Source organism: Arthrobacter crystallopoietes (assembly GCF_017603825.1).
In the GTDB taxonomy this organism is placed as follows: domain Bacteria; phylum Actinomycetota; class Actinomycetes; order Actinomycetales; family Micrococcaceae; genus Crystallibacter; species Crystallibacter crystallopoietes_B.
In genome coordinates, this window is record NZ_CP072014.1 from 3,596,565 (window position 1) to 3,617,438 (window position 20,874).

The window sequence follows — 20,874 nt, forward strand, 5'->3', positions numbered from 1 at the left end:
TATTGATGTTCTGCGTCCTGCGGATCAGGGCCGCGGAAGCTTCCGGTGCAGCGGATTGTGCGTATAACGTTGCTTGGGTGCCTTCCTGCCGGGCAGCCCGGAGACTACCTCCGGTTCGTGGGCACTCTTGGCCGTGCTGTCCAGCAGTTTGTAGGCGCTGGTCCCGGCGATGGACAATCTCGGTGGGCTGAAGACTCTGCGGACCTGACGTCCGCAGCCAGGACATTCGGCGCTCTGCGGTGCCTGTCCGATGGCGAAATTCAGCTCCACGGCATCGCACGCAGCACAGCGGTATTCGTAAAGGGTCATGAAGCCGCTCCTTGTGTTGTTGCCGGCCCAACCTGGTCTGCCTCGCTCTTTTGCCGCGACCGCCCCAGGAACAATGAGGCAGCAAAGGATGCGGCGAAAATCAGCGCACCGGTCCAGGCTGTGGTGGCCGTCGAGACAAAGCTGCCGCTGAGCAACAGCAGGGCGGGAATGGTACAGGTCAACCAGCCGCAGAAGATGGCAAACCATCCTGTGGCGGCCGTGATCGAGTTCTTGCCCAGGGCCATGAGGAGGAAGAACATGAACCACAGCACGGCCCAGGTAATCCAAATGACGCCGAACAGCGGATCCGAGATCAGGGTAAAACTGAGGACGCCGATGACTATCGCGACGACAGCCACGAAAAGACTGAACCAGCCGAGTCCTTCGGCGCTGATGCCGGTCAACTGCAGGATGCCGACGTACAGGTAGGTAAAGCCAAACAGGAACAGTCCGGCTGCCGCAAACGTCGGGGCCAGTTCGCCTTGTGCCTGGGCCAGCAGGACGAGCGGCACCACGGTCTGCAGGGCGCCCACGAAGAGATTGAGTATTGCGGCTGATTTTCCGGGAATCCGGCCGAGCAGCATCAGCCCGTTGATGAAAAGGATTGCTCCTACGTATAACAGTCCGGCACTAGCCATATTTGCCTCATCGCAAAGGAAGTGGAACTTCGAACGGGTATGGGCCGAACCTAACAACCCCTGGTTGCCCAGTCAATGGAAGACGTTGGGAAAACCCTATGGCATGGGCTTATTGCCGCTTTCGGGCAGGAAAGGCGGCGACCGCCGGGCTACCAGCGGCCGTTGCGCGGCCTCGGCTGGCACACCGGGCAGGTGTAGGAGGAGCGGTTCATGAAGACATCACGCCGAATCTTGGTCTCCAGTCCCAGCGCGGCGCAGCGGTTGCAGTTTTCCCGCTCGCGCCCGTAGGCGTTCAGCGACCGGGCGAAGTACCCTGAGGCACCATTGACGTTCACGTACAGGGAGTCAAAGCTGGTGCCCCCGGCGTCCAGTGCGCGGTTCATGACGCCGCGGCAGGCTTCGACCAGCCTTTCCGCTTCCTTGCGCCGCATCGTATCGGTGGGCCGGGCATAGTGCAGTTTTGCTGCCCAGAGGGCTTCATCGGCATAGATGTTGCCGATTCCTGAAACCAGACCCTGGTCCAGGAGGGCGCGTTTGATTCCAGTGCGGCGGGCACGCAGGCGGCGGTAAAAGGCATCGAACGAGAAGGCAGGATCCAGCGGATCACGGGCGATATGCGCGGCCTCCACCGGCACAAGCGGTAAGCCGGTTTCCGACAGTCCTCCCGCGTGCCCGTCCGCCGTCGGCACGAGGTCCGCCAGGAAAACTCCACCGAAGATCCGCTGGTCAACGAAGCGCAGTTCGGCCGGCATGGGCGTGCCGTCGGTATTCGCGGCAGGGCTCAGGGTGAGTCGGACCTTCAAGTGCTTTTCATCAGGCTGGACGGAATCCTCGACCAGCAATTGCCCGCTCATCCCGAGGTGTGCCATCAGCGCAAGTTGCGGCGTACCGCCGTCGTTGTTGGTTTCTTCGCGCAGTGGCAACCAAAGGAACTTGCCGCGGCGCACCACGTCTTCTACCTTGGTTCCTTCGAGGTTGCCGCGCAGGTCCTCGGCGCCGAGCGCATGGCGGCGGATGGAACGCTCGTCGAGGACCTCGACGCCGGTAATGGTGCGGCCGCGTACCCACTGGGCCAGGCCGCGGCGGACTACCTCGACTTCAGGCAGTTCAGGCATCTGCAGGTTCGACGGAACGCAGCTGGCGCCACGAGACGGCGGCAGCTTCCTGCTCGGCTTCCTTCTTGGAGTGGCCGGTGCCCTCGCCGTAAGCGGTGCCCCCGATGCGCAGCGTTGCCACGAACGTTCTGGCGTGGTCCGGTCCTGAGCCTTGGACGGCATATTCGACGCTGCCCATTTTGCGGGCGGCGGCCAGTTCCTGGATGCTCGTTTTCCAGTCAGTACCCGCGCCAAGGGCCTCGGCATCCGCCAGCAGTGGGGAAATGAGCCGCATGACCATCCCGCGCGCGGTTTCGATGCCGTTGACAAGGTAAGTAGCGCCGATCAGCGCTTCGACCGTGTCCGCCAGGATGGAAGACTTGTCTGCGCCGTTGGTCAGCTTTTCACCTTGGCCGAGCAGAATGTACTGGCCCAGATCCAGGTCGCGGGCAACCCCTGCCAGAGCACGGGTGCTGACGACGGCGGAACGGCGCTTGGCCAGCTCGCCCTCGGGCAGGTCCGGATTGTCGCGGTAGAGCGCATCAGTGACGGAGAAGCCGAGGATGGAGTCGCCCAGGAATTCGAGGCGCTCGTTGGTCGGCAGGCCGCCGTGTTCATACGCGTAGGAACGATGTGTCAGAGCAAGACGAAGCGTCTCGGCGTCGATTTCGACACCGAGACGCTTCAAAAGCTCTTCAGTTGAAGGCATGCGGACGCTATTAAACGTCGGCTACCTTGCGGCCCTTGTACTCAAGGAACAGCGCAGTGCCTGCCGAGTCGGTGACGACCTTGGCCTGGTGAGGCAGGCTGTAGGTGACACGGCCGTTCTCAACGGTCTTGACCAGGTTGGGCGCAGTTGCCTTCCACTGGGACCGGCGTGCGCGCGTATTCGAGCGGGACATTTTCCGCTTGGGAACAGCCACGACTAACTCTCTTCTCTCTCGTCTGACTCTGTACGTGTTGCTGCCTCATCGGCAGCTGTGCCAGCCAGCCCGGCGAGGGCTGCCCAGCGAGGATCCAAAACCTCATGTTGGTGGCCCGGATCCTCTTCAAGGCGCATCCCGCATTCAGGACAAAGGCCTTTACAGTCTTCCCGGCACACCGGCTGGAACGGCAGGGCGGTTACCACTGCGTCCCGCAACACCGGTTCGAGATCGATTGAATCGCGCTCTACCCGCCGCTGCTCTTCAGCCTCTTCATCATCCGGACCCTGATCCTGTGGATCGAAGCCCTCGTAGTAGAAGAGTTCCTGCACCCTGACGGAGAGATCATACTCGATAGCATCCAGACAGCGCCCGCACTCCCCCGTTACATCAACGGTGGCAGTGCCGGAAACCAGAATACCTTCGTGTACGGACTCAAGCCGCAGATCCAGCTCCATATCGGAGCCTTCCTGCACGCCAATGAGTGCTGCACCGAACTGCTCCGGTGCAGGTACATGCTCGTTCAGGGTCCGCATAGTACCCGGGCTGCGCCCGAGATCCTTGACCGAAATGGCCAGGGGCGAATTTTGATCATGATTCATGATCACAACGATGAGAACTCCTATAGAACATAGACCGACGTATTATCTTAGCGCGAAGATGCCCATACTCTCAAATGGACCCTCCGCCGGACTATTGTCCTTGTTCGTCCTGCTGGAAACGTTGCAGCACGGCCTTCGGAACAAAGTCCGCGATATCACCGCCGAGCGCCGCCACTTCCTTGATCAAAGTGGATGAGAGGTGTGTGTAATTGTTCTCCGCCGGCAGGAACACCGTTTCAACGCCAGTAAGATGACGGTTCATCCGGGCCATGGGCAGTTCGTACTGGTAATCCTGCGTGGAACGCAACCCTTTGATGATGACACCTGCACCATGGCTGCGGCAAAATTCCGCCAGCAGCCCGTCGCCCATCGGCTCCACGGTGATCCCGCGCAGGTAGGACAGGGTCTGGCGCGCCATGTCCAGGCGGACGTCCAGGGAGAACCTGTACTTCTTCGCATAGTTGGTGGAGACGGCGACGATCACTTCGTCGTACATGCTGGCGGCACGGGCAATAATTTCCACGTGCCCGTTGTGCAGCGGGTCATAGGATCCAGGGCAGACGGCTCGGCGCATATCTATGAATCTAATCCATTCACTGCACAAGTCACAGCACGTGAGCCCGCGGTTGTAGTGATATTACTGGGAGACATGAGCAGAACGGACGAAAACCTGGCCCAAGGATCCGCATCCGGGAACCGCGCACCGTGGCTACGCACGGCCGAAGGCGCCAACCTCCTGGGCGCGGACGGCCATTTGGGCGTGACCATCTTCGAGGAGATCACCACGTTGGCCGTCCGCACCGGTGCGATCAACCTTGGCCAGGGGTTTCCTGACGAGGACGGTCCGGAGCTGATGCGGGAGGCAGCCCGTGACGCCATCTCGGCTGGTGCGAACCAGTATGCGCCGGGCAAGGGAATCCCTGCGCTGCGCGAAGCGATCTCCGATCATCAGCGGCGCTTCTATGGATTGACGCCGGATCCGGAGACGGAAATCATCGTGACCACCGGGGCTACGGAAGCTCTGGCCGCGGCCCTGCTGGCCTTGACCGGCCCCGGCGATGAGGTCCTGACCTTCGAGCCGTTCTACGATTCCTACGGTGCCGTGATCGCGCTCAGCGGTGCAACCCACGTCACCGCACCGTTGCTGGCGCCACGGTTCCAGCCGGACCTGGCTGCGCTTGAGGCTGCTTTTTCCGACCGGACGCGCGTCATCCTGGTCAATAATCCGCACAATCCGATGGGCAGTGTCTTCACGCGGGAGGCGCTCACGCGCATTGTGGAGCTGGCCAACCGACACGACGCCATCATCATTACGGACGAAGTCTACGAACACCTCACCTTCGGTGTAGCCCATATTCCTGTGGCAACGCTGCCGGGAGCCTCGGAGCGCACCCTGACCATTTCCTCCGCGGGCAAGACGTTCTCGCTCACAGGATGGAAAATCGGCTGGATGAGCGGACCTGCCGAGCTGGTGGCGGCAGCGCGGACCGTCAAGCAATTCCTCAGTTATTCCTCCGGCACCCCCTTCCAGGCCGCTGTGGCGGCCGGTCTTGCGCTGGACGGGTCGTTCTACGAGGACATAGCGGACACGCTCCAGCGCAAGCGGGACATCCTGAGCGAGGGCCTGCGGGCGGCGGGTCTGGATGTCTTCACACCGCAGGGTACCTACTTCGTCAACGTGGACGCGGCGCCGCTGGGTATTACCGATGCAACAGGTCTGGCCCGCCGGCTCCCGGAGCTGGTCGGCGTGGCAGCCATACCGGTTCCGGTGTTCTGCCACCCCGCAGGTGCGGAACGGACCAAGTCGCTGCTGCGCTTCGCCTTCTGCAAACGTGTGGATGTGCTGGAAGAAGCGGCCTCGAGGCTTGCCACCTTGAAGGACAGGCTCTAGCGGTGACGAACCGTTTCCTGCGCGGCAGCGGCCTGCATGCCTCCATTGACCCGGACAGCAGGGTACCCGGAGCGTACATCCTGAGTATCGGCGGAGCCGAGCAGTCACATGTAGATCTGAAGCACCCGGAGCATGTCTTCTACGAGTACCTGCGCCGCATTGCCAACGTCGTGGATCTTGCCGGCGAACCGGGCCAGCCTCTGCGCTCGTTGCATCTCGGTGCCGGCGCACTCACGCTGGCGCGCTACCTCCAGGCCACCAGGCCGGGCTCCGAGCAACATGCCGTGGAGTTGGAACGTGAGCTGCTGGACTACGTCATCGACCAGCTGCCGCTGCCTGAGGGAACCGATCTGACGATATACATCGGGGATGCCCGCCAGGAACTGACCTTTGGCGATATCGACGGCGAGTTCGACGTCGTCGTACTCGATGTCTTCGCAGGAGAGGATGCCCCGGAGCATCTGGCCACTGGCAGTTTCTACAGCGAGTTGCTCGATCTGCTGTCGCCCGGCGGAGTGCTGCTGGTCAACGTTGGCGACGACCCTCCGCTGACCTTTGCCAAACGTCAGGTCTCGGAGCTGTCAGACTGCACGCCAGCGGTGGCCGTGCTGGGGGAAGCGGGCATGTTCACCAGCCGCTATGCCGGCAATTTGGTGCTTGCTGCGAGACGGGATTCGTGGCCGGAGGACTGGACGCAATCCTTGCTGGCCGCCGGTCCGCATCCGGCACGGGTGCTCACGGGCGCCGAGCTGGAATCATTCGTGCTGGCCTAGGCCGGCTCCGCGAACCACAACTGAGTCTCGCCGTACTTGCGGTCGGAAAAACATTCCAGCCCGGCCGGCCAACGTGGTTCCGGCGAACGCGAAGAGCGTTCAACGACGACCACCGACCCCTCGGCCAGGAACGGTTCCAGCAGGGCCAGGATCTCCGCCAACTTGTCTTCGGCGAGCGGGTACGGCGGATCGATCAGCACCAGGTTGTAATGTCTGCCCTCCTGCAGCCTGCCCAGGTATCCCTCGGCGCCGGTGCGGTGGACCTGCACCACCGCACGGCGCAGCACGGAGTTGACCATCTCGGCGTTGCGCCGGCACACGGCGGCGGCCTTTTCCGCCAGCTCGACCAGTTCAACGCGGGCCGCTCCCCTGCTGGCGCATTCCGCCCCCAAGGCGCCGGAACCCGCAAAGAGGTCCAGAACGACGGCGTCATGGATGACGTCGTACGACTCGAGCCGTGAGAACAAGGCTTCCTTGACCCGATCCGTCGTCGGCCTCGTTGCGGTGCCCGGCACGTTGGCCAGCGTCATGCCGCCGGCGGCCCCGGCCACCACCCGGCTCATTGCTTACCCCCGCTCAAGGAACGCCTCTTTCTCCGGGTTGAGATACAGCTCGATTGCCTCGGCCAATTCCGGGTAGTCCCCCAGCTGCGCGTCGTGTTCAATGATCGCCGCGGCGTCCTTACGGGCCTGTTCGATCACGGCTTCGTCCTTGATGACGCGCAGCAGCTTCAGCGTGGACTTGCCACCGGACTGGGAGGACCCCAGAATGTCGCCTTCGCGCCGCAGCTTCAGGTCATCCTGGGCCAGCCGGAATCCGTCAGTGGTCGCCTCCACCGCTTGCAGCCGCTCCCGGCTGGGGTGGCCCGGCTCCAGGCTTGTGACCAGCAGGCAGGTACCCAGCAGCGAGCCGCGTCCCACCCGTCCCCGCAGCTGGTGCAGCTGGGAGATACCGAACCGGTCCGCATCAAGGATTACCATCATCGTGGCATTCGGCACGTCCACGCCGACTTCGATGACGGTAGTGGACACGAGCAGGTCCAGTTGCCCCTCGGTAAAAGCGGCCATGGTGGCGTTCTTTTCCGTCGAGTCCAGCCTGCCGTGCAGCACACCGATGCGCACTCCGGACAAGACCGGCAGTTCCCCGAGAAACTCGGCAATCCGTTGGACGGAAGCCAGCGGGCGGCTTTCCTCTCCGGCATCGGCAGTCGGCTCAAAACTGGCCGGATCCTCGCCTTCGTCGTCGCCGATCTTCGGACACACCACGTACACCTGCCTGCCAGCGTCCACCTCCTCGCGCGCCCTGGCCCAGATCCGGTCCGCCCACCCGGGGTTCTCCACGAGTCCCACCAGATGAGTACGGATCGGGGCGCGTCCGGCCGGCAGTTCCCGCAGTACCGATGTTTCCAAGTCGCCGAAAACGGTCATGGCTACGGTGCGCGGGATCGGTGTGGCGGTCATGACCAGCAGGTGCGGCGGTTTGATGGCCTGGGCGCGCAACTGATCGCGCTGCTCGACGCCGAAGCGGTGCTGCTCATCCACGACGATCAGGCCGAGATCGCTGTACTCGACCTCTTTGGAGAGCAGGGCATGCGTGCCGATGACAATGCCCGCCTGACCGCTCCCGATATCCAGCAAAGCACGACGCCGGGCAGCGCCTACCACGGAACCGGTCAGCAGTACAACCTGGGTCCCGTTTTCATCGCCGCCAAGCATGCCGCCCTCGGCAAGGGGTCCTAGCATCCGCCGGATCGATTCGTGGTGCTGGCCGGCCAGCACCTCCGTTGGCGCCATCAGGACGGCCTGACCGCCGGCGTCGATGACCTGGAGCATGGCCCGCAGGGCAACGAGCGTTTTGCCGGACCCCACTTCCCCCTGCAGCAGCCGGTTCATCGGGTGGTTCTCCGCGAGCTCCGCGGCAATGGTGGCTCCGACTTCCTGCTGGCCGCCGGTGAGGGTGAAGGGCAGCGAGGCGTCGAAACGCTCCAGCAATCCAGCCCGGCGGTGCGGTCTGGCGGTTGCCTCCTCGGCGGCCGCTTGTGCCCTGCGCCGGGCCAGCGCGGTCTGCAGGATCAGCGCTTCCTGGTACCTGAACCTCTCGTGGGCTTTGGCCACCGATTCCATGTCCTGGGGACGATGGATCTGCTGGTAGGCGTCCTCCAACGAATACAGCCGGTCGCGGATGGCGATATCGGCCGGCACCGGATCCTCGATCCGGCTGAAGTCCACGACGTCGAGCAGAGCTTCGACGGCGGCCTTGATCCGCCAGCTGCTCAATTTGGCAGTGGCCGGATACAGCGGGACGGGCCGCCGGGCTTCCTCGGCGTCAAAGCCGCTCTCGTCCTCAAGCAGCACGTAGTCCGGATTGGTCAGCGTTAGCTGGCTTTGGTACGTGGTGACCTTGCCGGCAAACATGGCCAGCGTGCCCGGCAGCAGTTCCTTGTCCGCACGGTACGCATTGAAGAATGTCAGATGCACCTGGTTCAATCCGCGGACGGAATCATCGCTGACGACGACGTCGGTCAGCGTACCTTTCCGGGCACGCATCCGGCGTGTAGTGCAGCTGACAACGCGGGCCACCAAGGTCACGTTTTCATCCCGCGGGAGCTCGGCAATACTGGTCAGCTCACCGCGCTTGAGGTAGCGGCGCGGGAAATAATTCAGCAGTTCACCGACGGTGGTCAGGCCAAGGTGCTTCTCCAACGCCGAAGCGCTGCGTTGGCCGAGCCGCCGCTTCAGTTCGAATTCGACTTCTGCCGGCAGATGTTCAGTCATGGGCCTCGTACACCGGGGCGGAAAGATCGGTCACAGACAGATTCGACGGTTCAGCGAAGGCCCGGATCGCGGCCAAGGCTGGCTCCGCTTCCGGGACATGGGCGTGGACCCGCCAGCGGTAGCCGACCTCCGACTCGGTCACTGCACTCAGGATCACGGAATCGCCCAGTTCGTCCAGCTGCAGGCGCAGCGTGGCGGCATCCAGCGGACTCAAGTTGATGGTGCACATGACTTCCACTCCTTCGTGCGCCTGGCCGAGATGGATGTGCGGATCCTGCAGGTTGTAACCGTGCAGCCCGTCCAGCAGTTCCGGCTGCAGTTCCACCCCGAGGGCACTGGAGCGCAATGTGTCCATGATCAGCAGGAAGCCGACGGCTCCAGCGTCCACCACCTGCGCAGCAGCCAGCGCACCAAGCTGGTCTTCCGTCTGCACCACGGCTTCGACGGCGGCCTCCACCACTGCTTCAAGGGTGACGGCCAGACCGTGGTTCGAATCGTCACCGTTGTGGGCGGCTCCCTGGGAATTAGCGGCCCGTGATACTGCTTCCATGGTCGAGAGCATGGTCCCGGGTACCGGATCGCTCAACGCGGACCAGCAGCGGATTTCCGCCCGCTGGAGCGCCGCGGCCAGCAACGGCCCGGTCATCCTGGTGGTGCCTTTGAGCGGTTCCGCCATCGCCGAGAGGAAGACCGCGAACAATGTGCCGGAGTTCCCGCGCGCTTCCTCCATGGCCGCCTGCCCGCTGGCCGCCAACAGTTCGCCGACGTCCGCGGTATCCGTCTCGGCGGCGGCCAGGGACGCTGCTCTCACCGTCAGGTACAGGTTGGTGCCCGTGTCCCCGTCAGCAACGGGGAAGATGTTGATGGCATTGAGCCGGTCGCTGTGGTTCCCGAGCACCTCTTCCGCTTTCGCCAGCCAGCGCTTGAGCGCCTGTGTGTTCGCGGCTATCTTTGCGTGCAAGGTGTTCCAATCCCGCTGCCGCCGGCACAAAAAGGCCAACGGACTCTTTCAGTTCTCCGGCGTTAACCGAGCCTACCGTAGCCGGAGCCCGACAGTGCGTAACGTTTTGGGCATGGCTGCAAATCAGCTGCAGCTCTCCGAGCCTTCTAGCCGGCGGAAGCCAGATAATCGGCCATCGACCCATTGCTCATTGCCTCGGATACTTCGGCGATGGCCGCTTCATCCTTGAGCACAATGGACTGGCCGTCGGCAGACATGCCGGTACCCAGTGACGGAAGCGTAAACATCTCGATGTCGTTGCCGCGCACCTTCCACAGACTGGCGCCGAGGAAGGCTGCCGCCGGACCGCTGAATTCCGAATCAACGCTGATATAAGGCGAGAATTCGGAGACGACTCCGCTCATCCGCAGTGGATTGGCCAGCGTCGTCGGCGAAAGGATTTCGGACACCAGCGCTTTCACGAACAACTGCTGGTTGGCCACTCGCTGGTAGTCGCCGTCGGTGAACGACTTGCGCTCCCGGACGAAATTCAGGGCAGACTCGCCGTCGAGGGTCTGCACACCTTCCGGGAAGGATTCGCCGTTACCGCCGGTGATTTGGAAGGCGGCAGGATTATCGATCTCCACACCGCCAAGGGCGTCCGTCAGCGACCGGAAGCCGGCAAAATCAACGGAGGCCACATGGTCGATGCGCGCGTTGAACAATGTCTCCACCGTTTCCACCACCAACGGCGTGCCTCCGAACGCCATGGCGGAGTTAATTTTGTGCTCTCCGTAGCCGGGGATCGTGGTCCAGGTGTCTCGCATGATCGACATGACGTAGACCTTGTCGCGGTTTTCCGGAACATGCACGAGCATCATCGTGTCCGTCCGTCCGCCGTTGGGCACTCCGGCCAGGTTTTCATCCTCGCCGCTTCCGCCGTCGGCATCAGTTCCCATCAGCAGGATGTTCTGGGAGCCATCCCCGGCTGCCTTGCTGACACGGTTCTGCGGGAACGCATTCTCAATCTTCTGCGAATTGTTGTCGAAGACGTTTGCCAGGTAAAAGACATAGCTGCCGCCGATGACGATGGCCACGGCCAACAGTGCTGCCAGCACGGCGAGCACCTTGCGCACGGGCCGGCGCTTGGGGCGGCGGGGAGGGGCGTAGTCATAGTCGTAGTCAGACGTCATTCATTCACTTTCTTGAAACGGGCCACGGACGAGCATAGTGGCCGAAACTGGACGGTTCCTGCAAGGGTCGCCGCGCAGCGAGCACGAGGGCTGGAGGGCGTTCCGTTACTGTCCGTCGCGGCAAGCGGATAGGCTGGATTCATGTCCCGCATGAACGCCCTGAGCCGATACTTGCCTGCCTCGTTGCTGGGGGCAGGGATAGTGCTCGCGGCAACGGCCTGCTCTCCCATCGTGCAGGTTGATGCCGCCGAAGACGCCGCCAATCCCGCTTGTGCTCCGATGATGGTGATCCTGCCGGAGTTCGTTGCCGACGCTGAGCGCCGCGAGACTTCCAGCCAGGCAACGGCTGCCTGGGGCGATCCGTCCAAGGTCATCCTCCGCTGCGGCGTCACGGTGCCCGGACCGACCACGGACCGGTGTGTCACGGTCAACGGCATCGACTGGGTCCTGCACGAGGGCGAAGACACGTGGACAGCCACCACTTATGGCCGCGAACCGGCTACCGAGCTTATTTTCAACCCTGACGAGGTGGCCGAATCCACCATTCTGGTGGATCTGGCCGACGCCGCCGCCGAGGTTCCGCAGACGAGCAAATGCATCAACCCGTCGGACACGCTCGACGCCTCGTAGACACGGGACGCCGAGCGGCAAGCGCAGTTGCGGTTAGCGCAGTCCGGTCTTGCGGTTCAGGGCGAGGTAGATCAGTTCGTCGATGAGTTCGGTATAGGGCAGGCCCGACTTTGCCCACATCTGCGGGTACATGCTGATCGGGGTGAACCCGGGCATCGTATTGATCTCGTTGATGATCAGATGGCCCTCCGGCGTGTAAAAGAAGTCCACCCGGGACAGGCCCTCTCCCGCGACGGCGTCGAACGCCTTGCCGGCGAGTTCGCGGACACGGTCCGTGGCGTCCGAGGGTAGGTCCGCCGGGCAGCTGAGTGCCGCAGCCGCGCCGTCTACGTACTTGGCCTCGAAATCGTAGAAGTCGTGGACACCGGGCTGCACCGCAATCTCACCCGGGAGGCTGGTGCGCGGCTCGTCGCAGCTGCGCCCCTGCAGGACGGCCACTTCGATTTCCCGGCCGATAATCCCAGCTTCCACGACGATCTTCGGATCGTGCTCGCGTGCGGCTTCGATGGCGGCACGCAGTCCGGCTGCGTCGGAAACCTTGCTGATGCCCATTGACGAACCGGCGCGGGCCGGCTTCACGAAGACCGGGAAGCCCAGTCCCGCCACACGTGCCAAAGCCGAATCCGGATCCTGCTGCCACTGGCGGTCGGTAATGACTTCGTAAGGTCCGACTTCAAGCCCGGCGGCTTCGAAGACCACCTTCATGTAGTGCTTGTCCATCCCGACGGCGGATGCCAGGACCCCGGCGCCCACATAGCGCACGTCGGCCATTTCCAGCAGGCCCTGCAGGGTGCCGTCTTCGCCGAAAGGCCCGTGCAGCAGCGGCAGCACCACATCGACCCGTCCCAGGTTCCGGATGGCGTCGGAGGCAGAACGGACAACCAGTTCGGTGCCGGAATTCGCTGCGGCCAGCAGCACCGATTCCGCCGCGGGGGCGACCTCCGGCCGGGTCTCCGAGGTCAGGGACCACCGGGCGGAATCCTCGGAGACCAAGGTCCACTGGCCGTTGGGAGCAATGCCGATCGGAATGACGTCGTACTTTTCCTGGTCAATGGCCGCCAAAACGCCTGCAGCCGTCACGCAGCTGACCGAGTGCTCGCTGGAACGGCCGCCGAAGAGGACGGCGACACGCGGTTTCCGCTCACTTGCCGGGGCATTCGGGCTGTTCGGTTCTTTGTTCACTGTTCCTGTTCGCCTTCGGATTTGAGCTCACGTGTGAGCAGTCGCGGGGCCAGGTCTTCGACGGAGATTTCTCCTTCGAGGACGGCGACCACGCTTTCGGTAATCGGCATTTCCACGCCTACCTGGGTGGCCAGGTCGAGCACCGCGCGCCCGGACTTGATGCCCTCCGCGGTCTGGGTCATGCGCTGGTTGACTTCGTCCAGCGTCAGGCCTTCGCCCAGCAGACGGCCTGCCGTATGGTTGCGCGAGAGCGGGGACGAACATGTCGCCACCAGATCCCCCAGTCCGGCCAGCCCCGCCATGGTTTCCAGCTCGCCGCCCAGCGCCAGCGTGAGCCGCGTAGTCTCCGCCAGCCCGCGGGTGATCACGGAGGCCTTGGTGTTGTCGCCCATGTGCTTGCCGTCGCAGATGCCCACGCACAGGGCAATCACATTCTTGACGATCCCGCCGATCTCCACGCCCACAACGTCCGTGTTGGTATACGGGCGGAAGTAGCGGGCGGTGCACGTGTTGGCGATCCATTGCGCCACATCGCGGTCGGTACAGGCCACCACCGAGGCGGTCGGTTCCTTGCGCGCAATTTCCATGGCGAGGTTGGGGCCGGAAATCACCGCGATCCGCGAATCGGGCAGCGAGAGTTCTTCCTTGATGACTTCGCTCATTCGCGAATCAGTGCCGCGCTCCAGGCCCTTCATGAGGGAAACAACGACGGCGGTGTCCCCCAGCAACGGCTTCAAGGCCGCCAGTTGCGGACGCAGCGTCTGCGCCGGAACGGCAAGAACCACCAGTTCCGCCCCGTCCATGACCTCGGCCACCTCACCGGAGGCGGTCAGGTTGTCCGGCAGGCGGATGTCGTTGAGGTACTGGCTGTTAAGGTGGCGGTTGTTGATTTCATCCGCCACTTCCGGCCGCCGTGCCCATAGACGCACCTGGATGCCCGGATGGGCATCCGCAACGACTTTGGCAAACGTTGTACCCCAGCTGCCGGCGCCCAGAACAGCCACGACAGCGGGCAGATCCTGGTGGGGGCTCACGGCTTGTCCTCCGGTGATGTAGGTGGCAGGTCGGCAGGCGGGGAAACTTCGAAGTTGCGGCCGGTGGCGTTTTGGCCGCGTATAGCCGGGTCCCAGCGCTCCGCCGGCGGCTGCTCGCCGCGGAGTCCGGCCAGCAATTCCGTCACGCCGTCCAGAATCCTGTTCGTCGCCCCTTCGAGCACGGTTTTTGTCAGCGGCTGGCCGATGAATTCGCTCAGGTCCACCGGCGGTCCGGCCACCACTCTGGCCGTCTTGCGCGGAAAGATGTGGAGCTTCTTTGCGTAGCGCGGGAACAGTTCGTTGGCGCCCCAATGGGCAATCGGCACAACCGGGGCACCGGTCTGGAGCGCCAGCCGGGCCGCGCCGGTCCGGCCGCGCATGGGCCACAGGTCCGGATCCCGCGTCAGTGTGCCTTCGGGGTAGATGATCACGGCACCGCCCTGATCCATCACCTCCCGGGCCACGCTGAGCGAGCGGTTTGCGCCCGCGCTGCTGCGCTCCACGGGGATCTGCTTGGCGGCCGACAGGATGGCGCCGACCACGGGGATCTTGAACAGGGAGGCCTTGGCCAGGAAGTGCGGAAAGAAGCCCTGGTTGTAGACGAAGTGACCGACTACCAGGGGATCTATTTCCGTATTGTGGTTGGGGCAGACGATGATTCCCTTGCCTTGAGGCAGGTTCTCCATCCCGTCCCACTTACGCCTGAGGACCAGGTTCAGCACCGGGCGCACCAAGGCCGCCAAAGTGCCGATCGTGGCCCGTTCCTTCATGGCCGGCTTCATCCTTCGTCCTGCCGCTTCAGGCAATGTCGAAGTCCGCGCCGAGGTTTTCCAATTTGGACTGGAACCGCTCGTAACCCCGGTTGATCAGCTCGATACCGGTCACGCGTGACGTGCCGTTGGCTGCCAGCGCCGCAATCAAGTGGCTGAAGCCGCCCCGCAGATCCGGAATGTCGATGTCCGTGCCCTGCAGCTGGGTGGGTCCAGAGATGACTGCCGAATGCAGGAAATTACGCTGGCCGAAGCGGCAGGGGATGCTGCCCAGGCATTCGCGGTGCACCTGGATGCTGGCGCCCATCCGGATCAGGGCATGGGTGAAGCCGAAGCGGTTTTCATAGACCGTTTCGTGGACGATGGACACGCCGGCGGCCTGGGTCAAGGCAACCACAAGGGGCTGCTGCCAGTCCGTCATGAAGCCCGGGTGCACGTCCGTCTCGAGGACGAGCGGCGAGAGCTTCCCGCCGGTGTGGTAGAAGCGGATGCCCTCGTCGTCGATATCGAAGGCACCGCCGATTCTGCGGTAGGTATTCAGGAACGCGGTCAGATCAGGCTGCATCGCGCCCTCAACATAGATGTCACCTTGGGTGACCAGTGCGGCGGAAGCCCAGGATGCGGCCTCGTTGCGGTCCGGCAGTGCGCGGTGGTTGAACCCGCTGAGATGCGCAACGCCCTCGATCCGGATGACCCGGTCCGTCTGCACCGAAATGATGGCGCCCATTTTCTGCAGGACCGCGATCAGGTCCATGATTTCCGGCTCGATCGCAGCCCCGCTGAGCTCGGTGATGCCCTCGGCACGGGTAGCTGTCAGCAGCACCTGTTCGGTGGCGCCGACGCTGGGGTAAGGCAGCGAGAGCTTGGCGCCCTTCAGACCCTTGGGAGCGGAAATGGAGATACCGCCCTCAAGCTTTTCCACCACGGCGCCGAACTGGCGCAGCACATCCAGGTGGTAGTCGATGGGGCGGTCCCCGATCTTGCAGCCACCCAGGTCAGGAATGAACGCTTCCCCGATGGCATGGATCAGCGGCCCGCAGAAGAGGATCGGGATGCGGGAGTCACCGGCATGCGCGTCGATGTCCTTCATCTGTGCCGTCTTGACCTTGGTGGGGTCCAGCGACAGGTCACCGGTGACAGGATCCTTGGCGACCTCGACGCCGTGCAGGCGCAGCAGACTGGTCACTACCTCGACGTCCTTGATCTCCGGGACGTTGCGCAGCAGTGAAGGATCGTTGCCCAGCAGGGAGGCAACCATGGCTTTTGGTACGAGGTTCTTGGCTCCCCGGACGGATACCTTTCCCCTAAGAGGGACTCCTCCGCGGATGGTCAGAACGCTTGCCATATACACCTGTTTCCTCGATTAGCAACGCCTCCATACTTCGCGAAGGCCTCAGCTAAGCATAGAAGCTACCGTGATCATCCCGAAATAAAGTGCGATTAGCCACGCCGATGTTAGGACCGGGCCGGAAGCGTTTTGGGCTTCCAGGACTGACGGGTTGCCTCGTAGCTGGTGATGTCCTCTTCGTGCTGGAGCGTCAGCCCGATGTCATCCAGCCCTTCGAGCAGGCGCCAGCGCGTGTAGTCATCGATCTCGAACGGCGCCGTGAGGGTTCCGCAGACCACGGTCTTGGAGTTCAGGTCCACCGTGATTTCGGTGCCCGGATGGTTCTCCAGTTCCTTCCAGATCAACTCAATGTCGTCCTGGGCGACCTGTGCGGCCAGTAGGCCCTGCTTGCCCGAGTTGCCCCGGAAGATGTCCGCGAAGCGCGACGAGAGGACCACCCTGAAGCCGTAATCCTTCAGTGCCCATACCGCGTGCTCGCGGGAGGAGCCGGTGCCGAAATCGGAACCGGCCACTAGCACCGAGCCACGGTTGAACGGCTCCTGGTTCAGGATGAAGTCTTCCTTTTTGCGCCAGGCAGAAAAGAGCGCGTCTTCGAATCCGGTACGGGTGATGCGCTTGAGGTACACCGCAGGAATGATCTGGTCGGTGTCCACATTCGACTGGCGCAGCGGAACCCCGATGCCGGTGTGGGTGGTGAATTTTTCCATGGTCATTGTTTCCCCTAATCCGCGTTAAGCTGCGCTGGTTTGGCTCAGGCGGCGAGCCTGGCCCTCGTCAACAGGATCCAAGTCCGACGGCGAACTCAAGGTGCCGCGTACCGCAGTCGCCGCTGCCACCACAGGCGACACGAGGTGCGTGCGGCCGCCCTTGCCCTGGCGACCCTCGAAGTTGCGGTTGGACGTGGAGGCGCAACGTTCGCCCGGAGCCAGCTGGTCCGGGTTCATGCCCAGGCACATGGAGCAGCCGGCGAAGCGCCACTCGGCGCCGAAATCCTTGAAGACCTGGTCCAGGCCCTCGGCCTCGGCTTCCAGCCGGACGCGGGCAGAACCGGGCACCACCATCATGCGGACGTTCGGGTCCTTGCTACGGCCGCGGATGATGTCTGCAGCGATGCGCAGGTCCTCGATGCGGCTGTTCGTGCAGGAGCCGAGGAAAACGGTATCAACCCGGATGTCCTTCATCGGCGTGCCGGCTTTGAGGTCCATGTAAGTTAGGGCGCGCTCGGCCGAAGCCTTGGCATTCTCGTCCGCGAAGTCCTCCGGCGAGGGAACCGACTCGGAGAGGGACACGCCCTGTCCGGGGTTGGTGCCCCACGTGACGAACGGTTCCAGCGTGTCCGCGTCGAGGAACACCTCGGCGTCGAATTCGGCGTCGTCGTCGCTGCGCAGCGTCTGCCAGTAGTCAACTGCGGCGTCCCAGTCCGCACCCTCGGGGGCGTGCGGCCGGCCCTTCAGGTATTCAAAAGTGGTCTCGTCCGGTGCCACCATACCGGCGCGGGCACCGGCTTCGATGGACATGTTGCAGATGGTCATCCGCGCTTCCATCGACAGGTCCCGGATGGCCGATCCGCGGTATTCCAGCACGTAGCCCTGTCCCCCGCCGGTGCCGATCTTGGCGATGACGGCCAGGATGATGTCCTTCGAGGTCACGCCCGGACGCAGAGTGCCCTCGACATTGATCGCCATCGTTTTGAACGGCTTCAGCGACAAGGTCTGGGTCGCCATGACGTGCTCGACCTCGGACGTGCCGATGCCGAATGCCAGCGCGCCGAAGGCGCCGTGCGTGGACGTGTGCGAGTCGCCGCAGACCACGGTGAGGCCAGGCTGGGTCAGGCCCAGCTGGGGGCCGACAACATGCACAATGCCCTGCTCGGCGTCACCCAGGGAGTGCAGCCGGACGCCGAACTCCTTGCAGTTGGCGCGCAGCGTCTCGATCTGGGTCCGGCTGGTCGGATCCGCGATCGGCTTGTCGATATCCAGCGTCGGAGTGTTGTGGTCCTCCGTGGCGATGGTCAGATCCGGGCGGCGCAGCGGACGGCCGGCCAGGCGCAGCCCTTCGAACGCCTGCGGGGACGTGACTTCGTGAACAAGATGGAGATCGATGTAGAGCAGGTCAGGCTGCTGCGCGGCTCCTTCGCCGTCGCCCTTGCGCACCACGTGTGCATTCCACACCTTTTCGGCGAGCGTTTTGCCCGCAGTTGTACCGGCCATAGCCAGCTCCCTCCATCAGTGACAGCGCGGGCCGTTTCAACCGGTTTTCAGCTGCCATCGGCGCCCGCAGAAGTATGTACTTCAACTTTCCCAGCCCGCATCGCTGCCCGCTACTTTTTCAACTTGCATCTCAGATAATGAGACGGCAATATCATGTTATGGACAAATCAAGCGGCGTCGGAGTCATCGATAAGGCAGCCATGGTGCTGGACACGCTGGAGGCCGGGCCCACAACATTGGCCCAGCTGGTGGCCGCTACGGGGCTCGCGCGCCCCACTGTCCACCGCCTGGCACTGGCCCTGGTCCACCACCGTCTGGTCAGCCGAGACATCCAGGGCCGGTTCGTCTTGGGCAGCCGTCTGGTCGAGCTGGCTTCGGCCGCCGGCGAAGACCGCCTGATCGCCTCCGCCGGCCCGGTGCTGCTTGCCCTGCGCGATGCCACCGGCGAGAGCGCGCAGGTCTTCCGCCGACAGGGCGAATGGCGTGTGTGCGTGGCCTCGGCGGAGCGGCCGATCGGCCTGCGCGACACCATCCCGGTGGGCACCCAGCTCTCCATGAAGGCAGGCTCGGCCGCCCAAGTCCTGCTGGCGTGGGAGGACCATGAGCGCCTGCTGGAGGGGTTGAAGAACGCCCGCTTCACGCCTACGGTACTTGCCGGGGTCCGCCGCCGCGGTTGGGGCCAGAGCCTGGGCGAGCGCGAACCCGGCGTCGCGTCCGTTTCCGCCCCCGTGCGCGGGCCTTCCGGCCGGGTGATCGCGGCCGTCTCCATTTCCGGACCGATCGAGCGGCTCAGCCGCCAGCCCGGACGCATCCATGCAGAAGTGGTAGTCCAGGCCGCACAGCAGTTGACCGACGCGCTGCGCAAGACCACCGACTGAACGCGCCTGGATCAGCCCATGAAATGATCCCAGCCGAGCACGTCCGGTACCTCGCCGTCCACGGTTACCTCGGCGGCACCGGCCGCCGCTTCGACAACACTCCCGATGTGCACGAACCCCTCGGGCAGCCCAGCGCCGGGCGGGAAAACCGCCAGCAGCCCGTGGTCCTCTCCCCCGCCCAGCACCCAATGCCGCGGATCAGCGTCCAGCATACGGGCCGCCTGCCGAAGCGGGACCTCGAAAAGGTCCAGCCGCTGGTAGTCAAGGGCCAAGGAGGCGCCGCTCGCACGGGCCAGCCGTCCGGCGTCGCGGATCAGTCCGTCGGATATGTCCATCATGGCGTGTGCTCCGGCCCGCGCAGCCCGCGGCCCCAGTGCCAGCGGCGGCAGCGGCCGCGACTGGGCGGCGGCCAGAGCCTGCAGTTCGGGCGGCATGCCGCCGTAGCCCGAGGTTCCCTCGAGCAACGCCAGCCCGGCGGCCGCCCTGCCCAGCGATCCGCCGACCGCCACCAGGTCGCCCGGCCGCGCCCCGGACCGCAGGACCGGTGCCCGGCCCTGCAGATCCCCGGTCACCGCTGCCGTCACCACCAGGACGGCGCCCCGGCCCAGGTCGCCGCCCACCACGGCGCATCGCTCTGCGCCCAGTTCGTGCAGCGCCGTGCGGAGCCCGTCCGCCATGTCCTCCACCCAGCGCACCGGAGTGTCCGCGGGGAGGGTCAGGCTGATGACCAGCGACGTGGGCACAGCACCCATGGCGTTGATGTCTGATACGTTCTGCGCGGCGCATTTCCACCCGACGTCGAACCCTGAACTCTGGTAGCCGCTGGCCCATTCGAGCCGGAAGTCCTGGTCCTGGACCAGGGTGTCGATGGAAATCACGGTACGCCCGTCGGGAGCCTCGATCACCGCGGCATCGTCCCCGGGGCCGACCGGCACATCGGCCGCACCCAGCCGCGGGAAAATCCGTTCCAGCAGTGCCCGCTCGTCCAGTTGAGCCACCGTAAGATGTTCCGCCACTTCTGAGCTTCCCCGTTCCGGCCCCGGAAAATCCTGCGCGGCCTTGTTTGCGTTTGGTCCTGACTAGATCATTCACTACCGGCGCGCCAACGGGTAATCTGCCCCCATGACCACCTATGCCATCTTCCTGCGCGGGATCAACGTCGGCGGTATCAACATCAAGATGGCAGAGCTGAAGGCGGCCCTGGCCGAGCTGCCCCTCCACGATGTCAGGACCCTGCTGGCCAGCGGCAATATTGTGTGCGCCAGCGATGGCCCGGCCGAAGAGGTGAAGCAACTGGTCGAGGCGAAACTGCGCGAGCGCTTCGGTTACGACGCCTGGGTCGTGGTCCTCAGCGCTGAACGGCTGGACGAACTGGTGGCGGCGTGCCCCTACCCGGCCGACACTGCCGGCGTCCATGCCTACGTCACGGTCACGTCGGATCCGGCCGAGCTGCAGGAGCTGCATAAGGCAGCCGCGGCCGCCGACGGGGACGGCATTCTGCTGGGACCCGAAGCGATGGCTTGGACTGCGGCCAAGGGCGGCACGCTGGACAGCCCGGTGAACAAGCTGGTGGCGCACAAGAGATTCAAAAGTACGACGACGACACGCAACCTCCGTACGATGCTGAAGGTTCTGGCTGCCGCTGGCTAAGACGCCGCAATTGGCCTCGCTGATCCCTGCCCCCC

Annotated in this window: 23 protein-coding genes; 5 read left to right on the forward strand and 18 right to left on the reverse strand. The window is 64.1% G+C overall.

The genetic code is table 11. The annotated features are described in order from the left end of the window. Nucleotides 1–24 precede the first annotated feature (24 nt). The 7 genes from J5251_RS16440 to coaD form a co-directional block, all read right to left on the reverse strand. Nucleotides 25–309: an FmdB family zinc ribbon protein gene (locus tag J5251_RS16440; protein WP_139006516.1), complete on the reverse strand. Its 285-nt coding sequence runs from the start codon at nt 307–309 to the stop codon at nt 25–27. Continuing rightward, nucleotides 306–947, reverse strand: coding sequence for an AmiS/UreI family transporter (locus J5251_RS16445; protein ID WP_208574620.1), 642 nt, complete (start codon nt 945–947; stop codon nt 306–308). Before J5251_RS16445 ends, J5251_RS16440 begins: the two co-directional genes overlap by 4 nt. 149 nt (nt 948–1,096) lie before the next feature. Continuing rightward, nucleotides 1,097–2,062 (reverse strand): bifunctional DNA-formamidopyrimidine glycosylase/DNA-(apurinic or apyrimidinic site) lyase, encoded by a 966-nt coding sequence (gene mutM, locus J5251_RS16450; protein ID WP_208574621.1) that lies wholly within the window; start codon nt 2,060–2,062, stop codon nt 1,097–1,099. Beyond that, entirely contained in the window at nt 2,055–2,750 is a 696-nt protein-coding gene (gene rnc, locus J5251_RS16455; protein ID WP_139006519.1) for a ribonuclease III, read from the reverse strand. Before rnc ends, mutM begins: the two co-directional genes overlap by 8 nt. 10 nt (nt 2,751–2,760) lie before the next feature. After that, nucleotides 2,761–2,964 carry a 50S ribosomal protein L32 gene (gene rpmF / locus J5251_RS16460; RefSeq protein ID WP_055240805.1) on the reverse strand — a complete coding sequence of 68 codons (204 nt, stop codon included), beginning with the start codon at nt 2,962–2,964 and terminating at the stop codon, nt 2,761–2,763. 2 nt (nt 2,965–2,966) lie between these two features. Next, nucleotides 2,967–3,542, reverse strand: coding sequence for a YceD family protein (locus J5251_RS16465; protein ID WP_139006567.1), 576 nt, complete (start codon nt 3,540–3,542; stop codon nt 2,967–2,969). 115 nt (nt 3,543–3,657) lie between these two features. Further along, nucleotides 3,658–4,140 (reverse strand): pantetheine-phosphate adenylyltransferase, encoded by a 483-nt coding sequence (gene coaD / locus J5251_RS16470; protein WP_139006520.1) that lies wholly within the window; start codon nt 4,138–4,140, stop codon nt 3,658–3,660. A 75-nt stretch (nt 4,141–4,215) separates the two neighbouring features. On the opposite strand from coaD, the gene J5251_RS16475 reads away from it, so the two are divergent. Both J5251_RS16475 and J5251_RS16480 read left to right on the forward strand, forming a co-directional pair. Next, nucleotides 4,216–5,457, forward strand: a complete 1,242-nt coding sequence (locus J5251_RS16475; protein WP_139006521.1) for an aminotransferase class I/II-fold pyridoxal phosphate-dependent enzyme — start codon at nt 4,216–4,218, stop codon at nt 5,455–5,457. Between the two features lie 2 nt (nt 5,458–5,459). After that, on the forward strand, nt 5,460–6,230 hold the full coding sequence (locus tag J5251_RS16480; protein ID WP_139006522.1) for a spermidine synthase: 771 nt from the start codon (nt 5,460–5,462) through the stop codon (nt 6,228–6,230). Here J5251_RS16480 and rsmD read toward each other — a convergent pair. The 4 genes from rsmD to J5251_RS16500 all read right to left on the reverse strand — a co-directional run bounded on the left by rsmD (nt 6,227) and on the right by J5251_RS16500 (nt 11,137). Further along, nucleotides 6,227–6,793, reverse strand: a complete 567-nt coding sequence (rsmD, locus tag J5251_RS16485; protein WP_208574622.1) for a 16S rRNA (guanine(966)-N(2))-methyltransferase RsmD — start codon at nt 6,791–6,793, stop codon at nt 6,227–6,229. The two genes, J5251_RS16480 and rsmD, sit on opposite strands and share 4 nt — an antisense overlap. A gap of 3 nt (nt 6,794–6,796) precedes the next feature. After that, the gene (locus tag J5251_RS16490; RefSeq protein WP_432264406.1) at nt 6,797–9,004 is read right to left on the reverse strand and encodes an ATP-dependent DNA helicase RecG; all 2,208 of its coding nucleotides are present in this window, start codon (nt 9,002–9,004) and stop codon (nt 6,797–6,799) included. Beyond that, a complete protein-coding gene (locus tag J5251_RS16495; RefSeq protein WP_244250704.1) occupies nt 8,997–9,965 on the reverse strand; it encodes a DAK2 domain-containing protein in 969 nt (322 codons plus the stop codon). The genes J5251_RS16490 and J5251_RS16495 overlap by 8 nt, the downstream gene beginning before the upstream one ends. A 146-nt stretch (nt 9,966–10,111) precedes the next feature. Beyond that, nucleotides 10,112–11,137 (reverse strand): LCP family protein, encoded by a 1,026-nt coding sequence (locus J5251_RS16500; protein WP_208574623.1) that lies wholly within the window; start codon nt 11,135–11,137, stop codon nt 10,112–10,114. Nucleotides 11,138–11,278: 141 nt separating this feature from the next. On the opposite strand from J5251_RS16500, the gene J5251_RS16505 reads away from it, so the two are divergent. Next, nucleotides 11,279–11,767 carry a DUF3515 family protein gene (locus tag J5251_RS16505; RefSeq protein WP_208574624.1) on the forward strand — a complete coding sequence of 163 codons (489 nt, stop codon included), beginning with the start codon at nt 11,279–11,281 and terminating at the stop codon, nt 11,765–11,767. A 33-nt stretch (nt 11,768–11,800) separates the two neighbouring features. On the opposite strand, the gene J5251_RS16510 is transcribed toward J5251_RS16505, so the two are convergent. The 6 genes from J5251_RS16510 to leuC form a co-directional block, all read right to left on the reverse strand. Continuing rightward, nucleotides 11,801–12,949, reverse strand: coding sequence for a D-alanine--D-alanine ligase family protein (locus J5251_RS16510; protein WP_208574625.1), 1,149 nt, complete (start codon nt 12,947–12,949; stop codon nt 11,801–11,803). Further along, complete coding sequence (locus tag J5251_RS16515) at nt 12,946–13,983, reverse strand: NAD(P)H-dependent glycerol-3-phosphate dehydrogenase (RefSeq protein WP_208574626.1); 1,038 nt, start codon at nt 13,981–13,983, stop codon at nt 12,946–12,948. Before J5251_RS16515 ends, J5251_RS16510 begins: the two co-directional genes overlap by 4 nt. Beyond that, nucleotides 13,980–14,765 carry a lysophospholipid acyltransferase family protein gene (locus tag J5251_RS16520; protein ID WP_208574627.1) on the reverse strand — a complete coding sequence of 262 codons (786 nt, stop codon included), beginning with the start codon at nt 14,763–14,765 and terminating at the stop codon, nt 13,980–13,982. Before J5251_RS16520 ends, J5251_RS16515 begins: the two co-directional genes overlap by 4 nt. A gap of 16 nt (nt 14,766–14,781) precedes the next feature. Then, complete coding sequence (murA, locus tag J5251_RS16525) at nt 14,782–16,098, reverse strand: UDP-N-acetylglucosamine 1-carboxyvinyltransferase (protein ID WP_139006530.1); 1,317 nt, start codon at nt 16,096–16,098, stop codon at nt 14,782–14,784. A gap of 110 nt (nt 16,099–16,208) precedes the next feature. Continuing rightward, nucleotides 16,209–16,808: a 3-isopropylmalate dehydratase small subunit gene (gene leuD, locus J5251_RS16530; protein WP_139006569.1), complete on the reverse strand. Its 600-nt coding sequence runs from the start codon at nt 16,806–16,808 to the stop codon at nt 16,209–16,211. Nucleotides 16,809–16,832: 24 nt separating this feature from the next. Then, a complete protein-coding gene (gene leuC, locus J5251_RS16535) occupies nt 16,833–18,311 on the reverse strand; it encodes a 3-isopropylmalate dehydratase large subunit (protein ID WP_208574628.1) in 1,479 nt (492 codons plus the stop codon). Between the two features lie 158 nt (nt 18,312–18,469). Here leuC and J5251_RS16540 point away from each other — a divergent pair, with 158 nt between their 5' ends. Further along, nucleotides 18,470–19,189 (forward strand): IclR family transcriptional regulator, encoded by a 720-nt coding sequence (locus tag J5251_RS16540; protein WP_139006532.1) that lies wholly within the window; start codon nt 18,470–18,472, stop codon nt 19,187–19,189. Between the two features lie 11 nt (nt 19,190–19,200). On the opposite strand, the gene J5251_RS16545 is transcribed toward J5251_RS16540, so the two are convergent. Beyond that, nucleotides 19,201–20,205 (reverse strand): thiamine-phosphate kinase, encoded by a 1,005-nt coding sequence (locus tag J5251_RS16545; RefSeq protein ID WP_208574629.1) that lies wholly within the window; start codon nt 20,203–20,205, stop codon nt 19,201–19,203. A 106-nt stretch (nt 20,206–20,311) separates the two neighbouring features. Here J5251_RS16545 and J5251_RS16550 point away from each other — a divergent pair, with 106 nt between their 5' ends. Next, on the forward strand, nt 20,312–20,839 hold the full coding sequence (locus J5251_RS16550) for a DUF1697 domain-containing protein (protein WP_208574630.1): 528 nt from the start codon (nt 20,312–20,314) through the stop codon (nt 20,837–20,839). Nucleotides 20,840–20,874 lie beyond the last annotated feature (35 nt).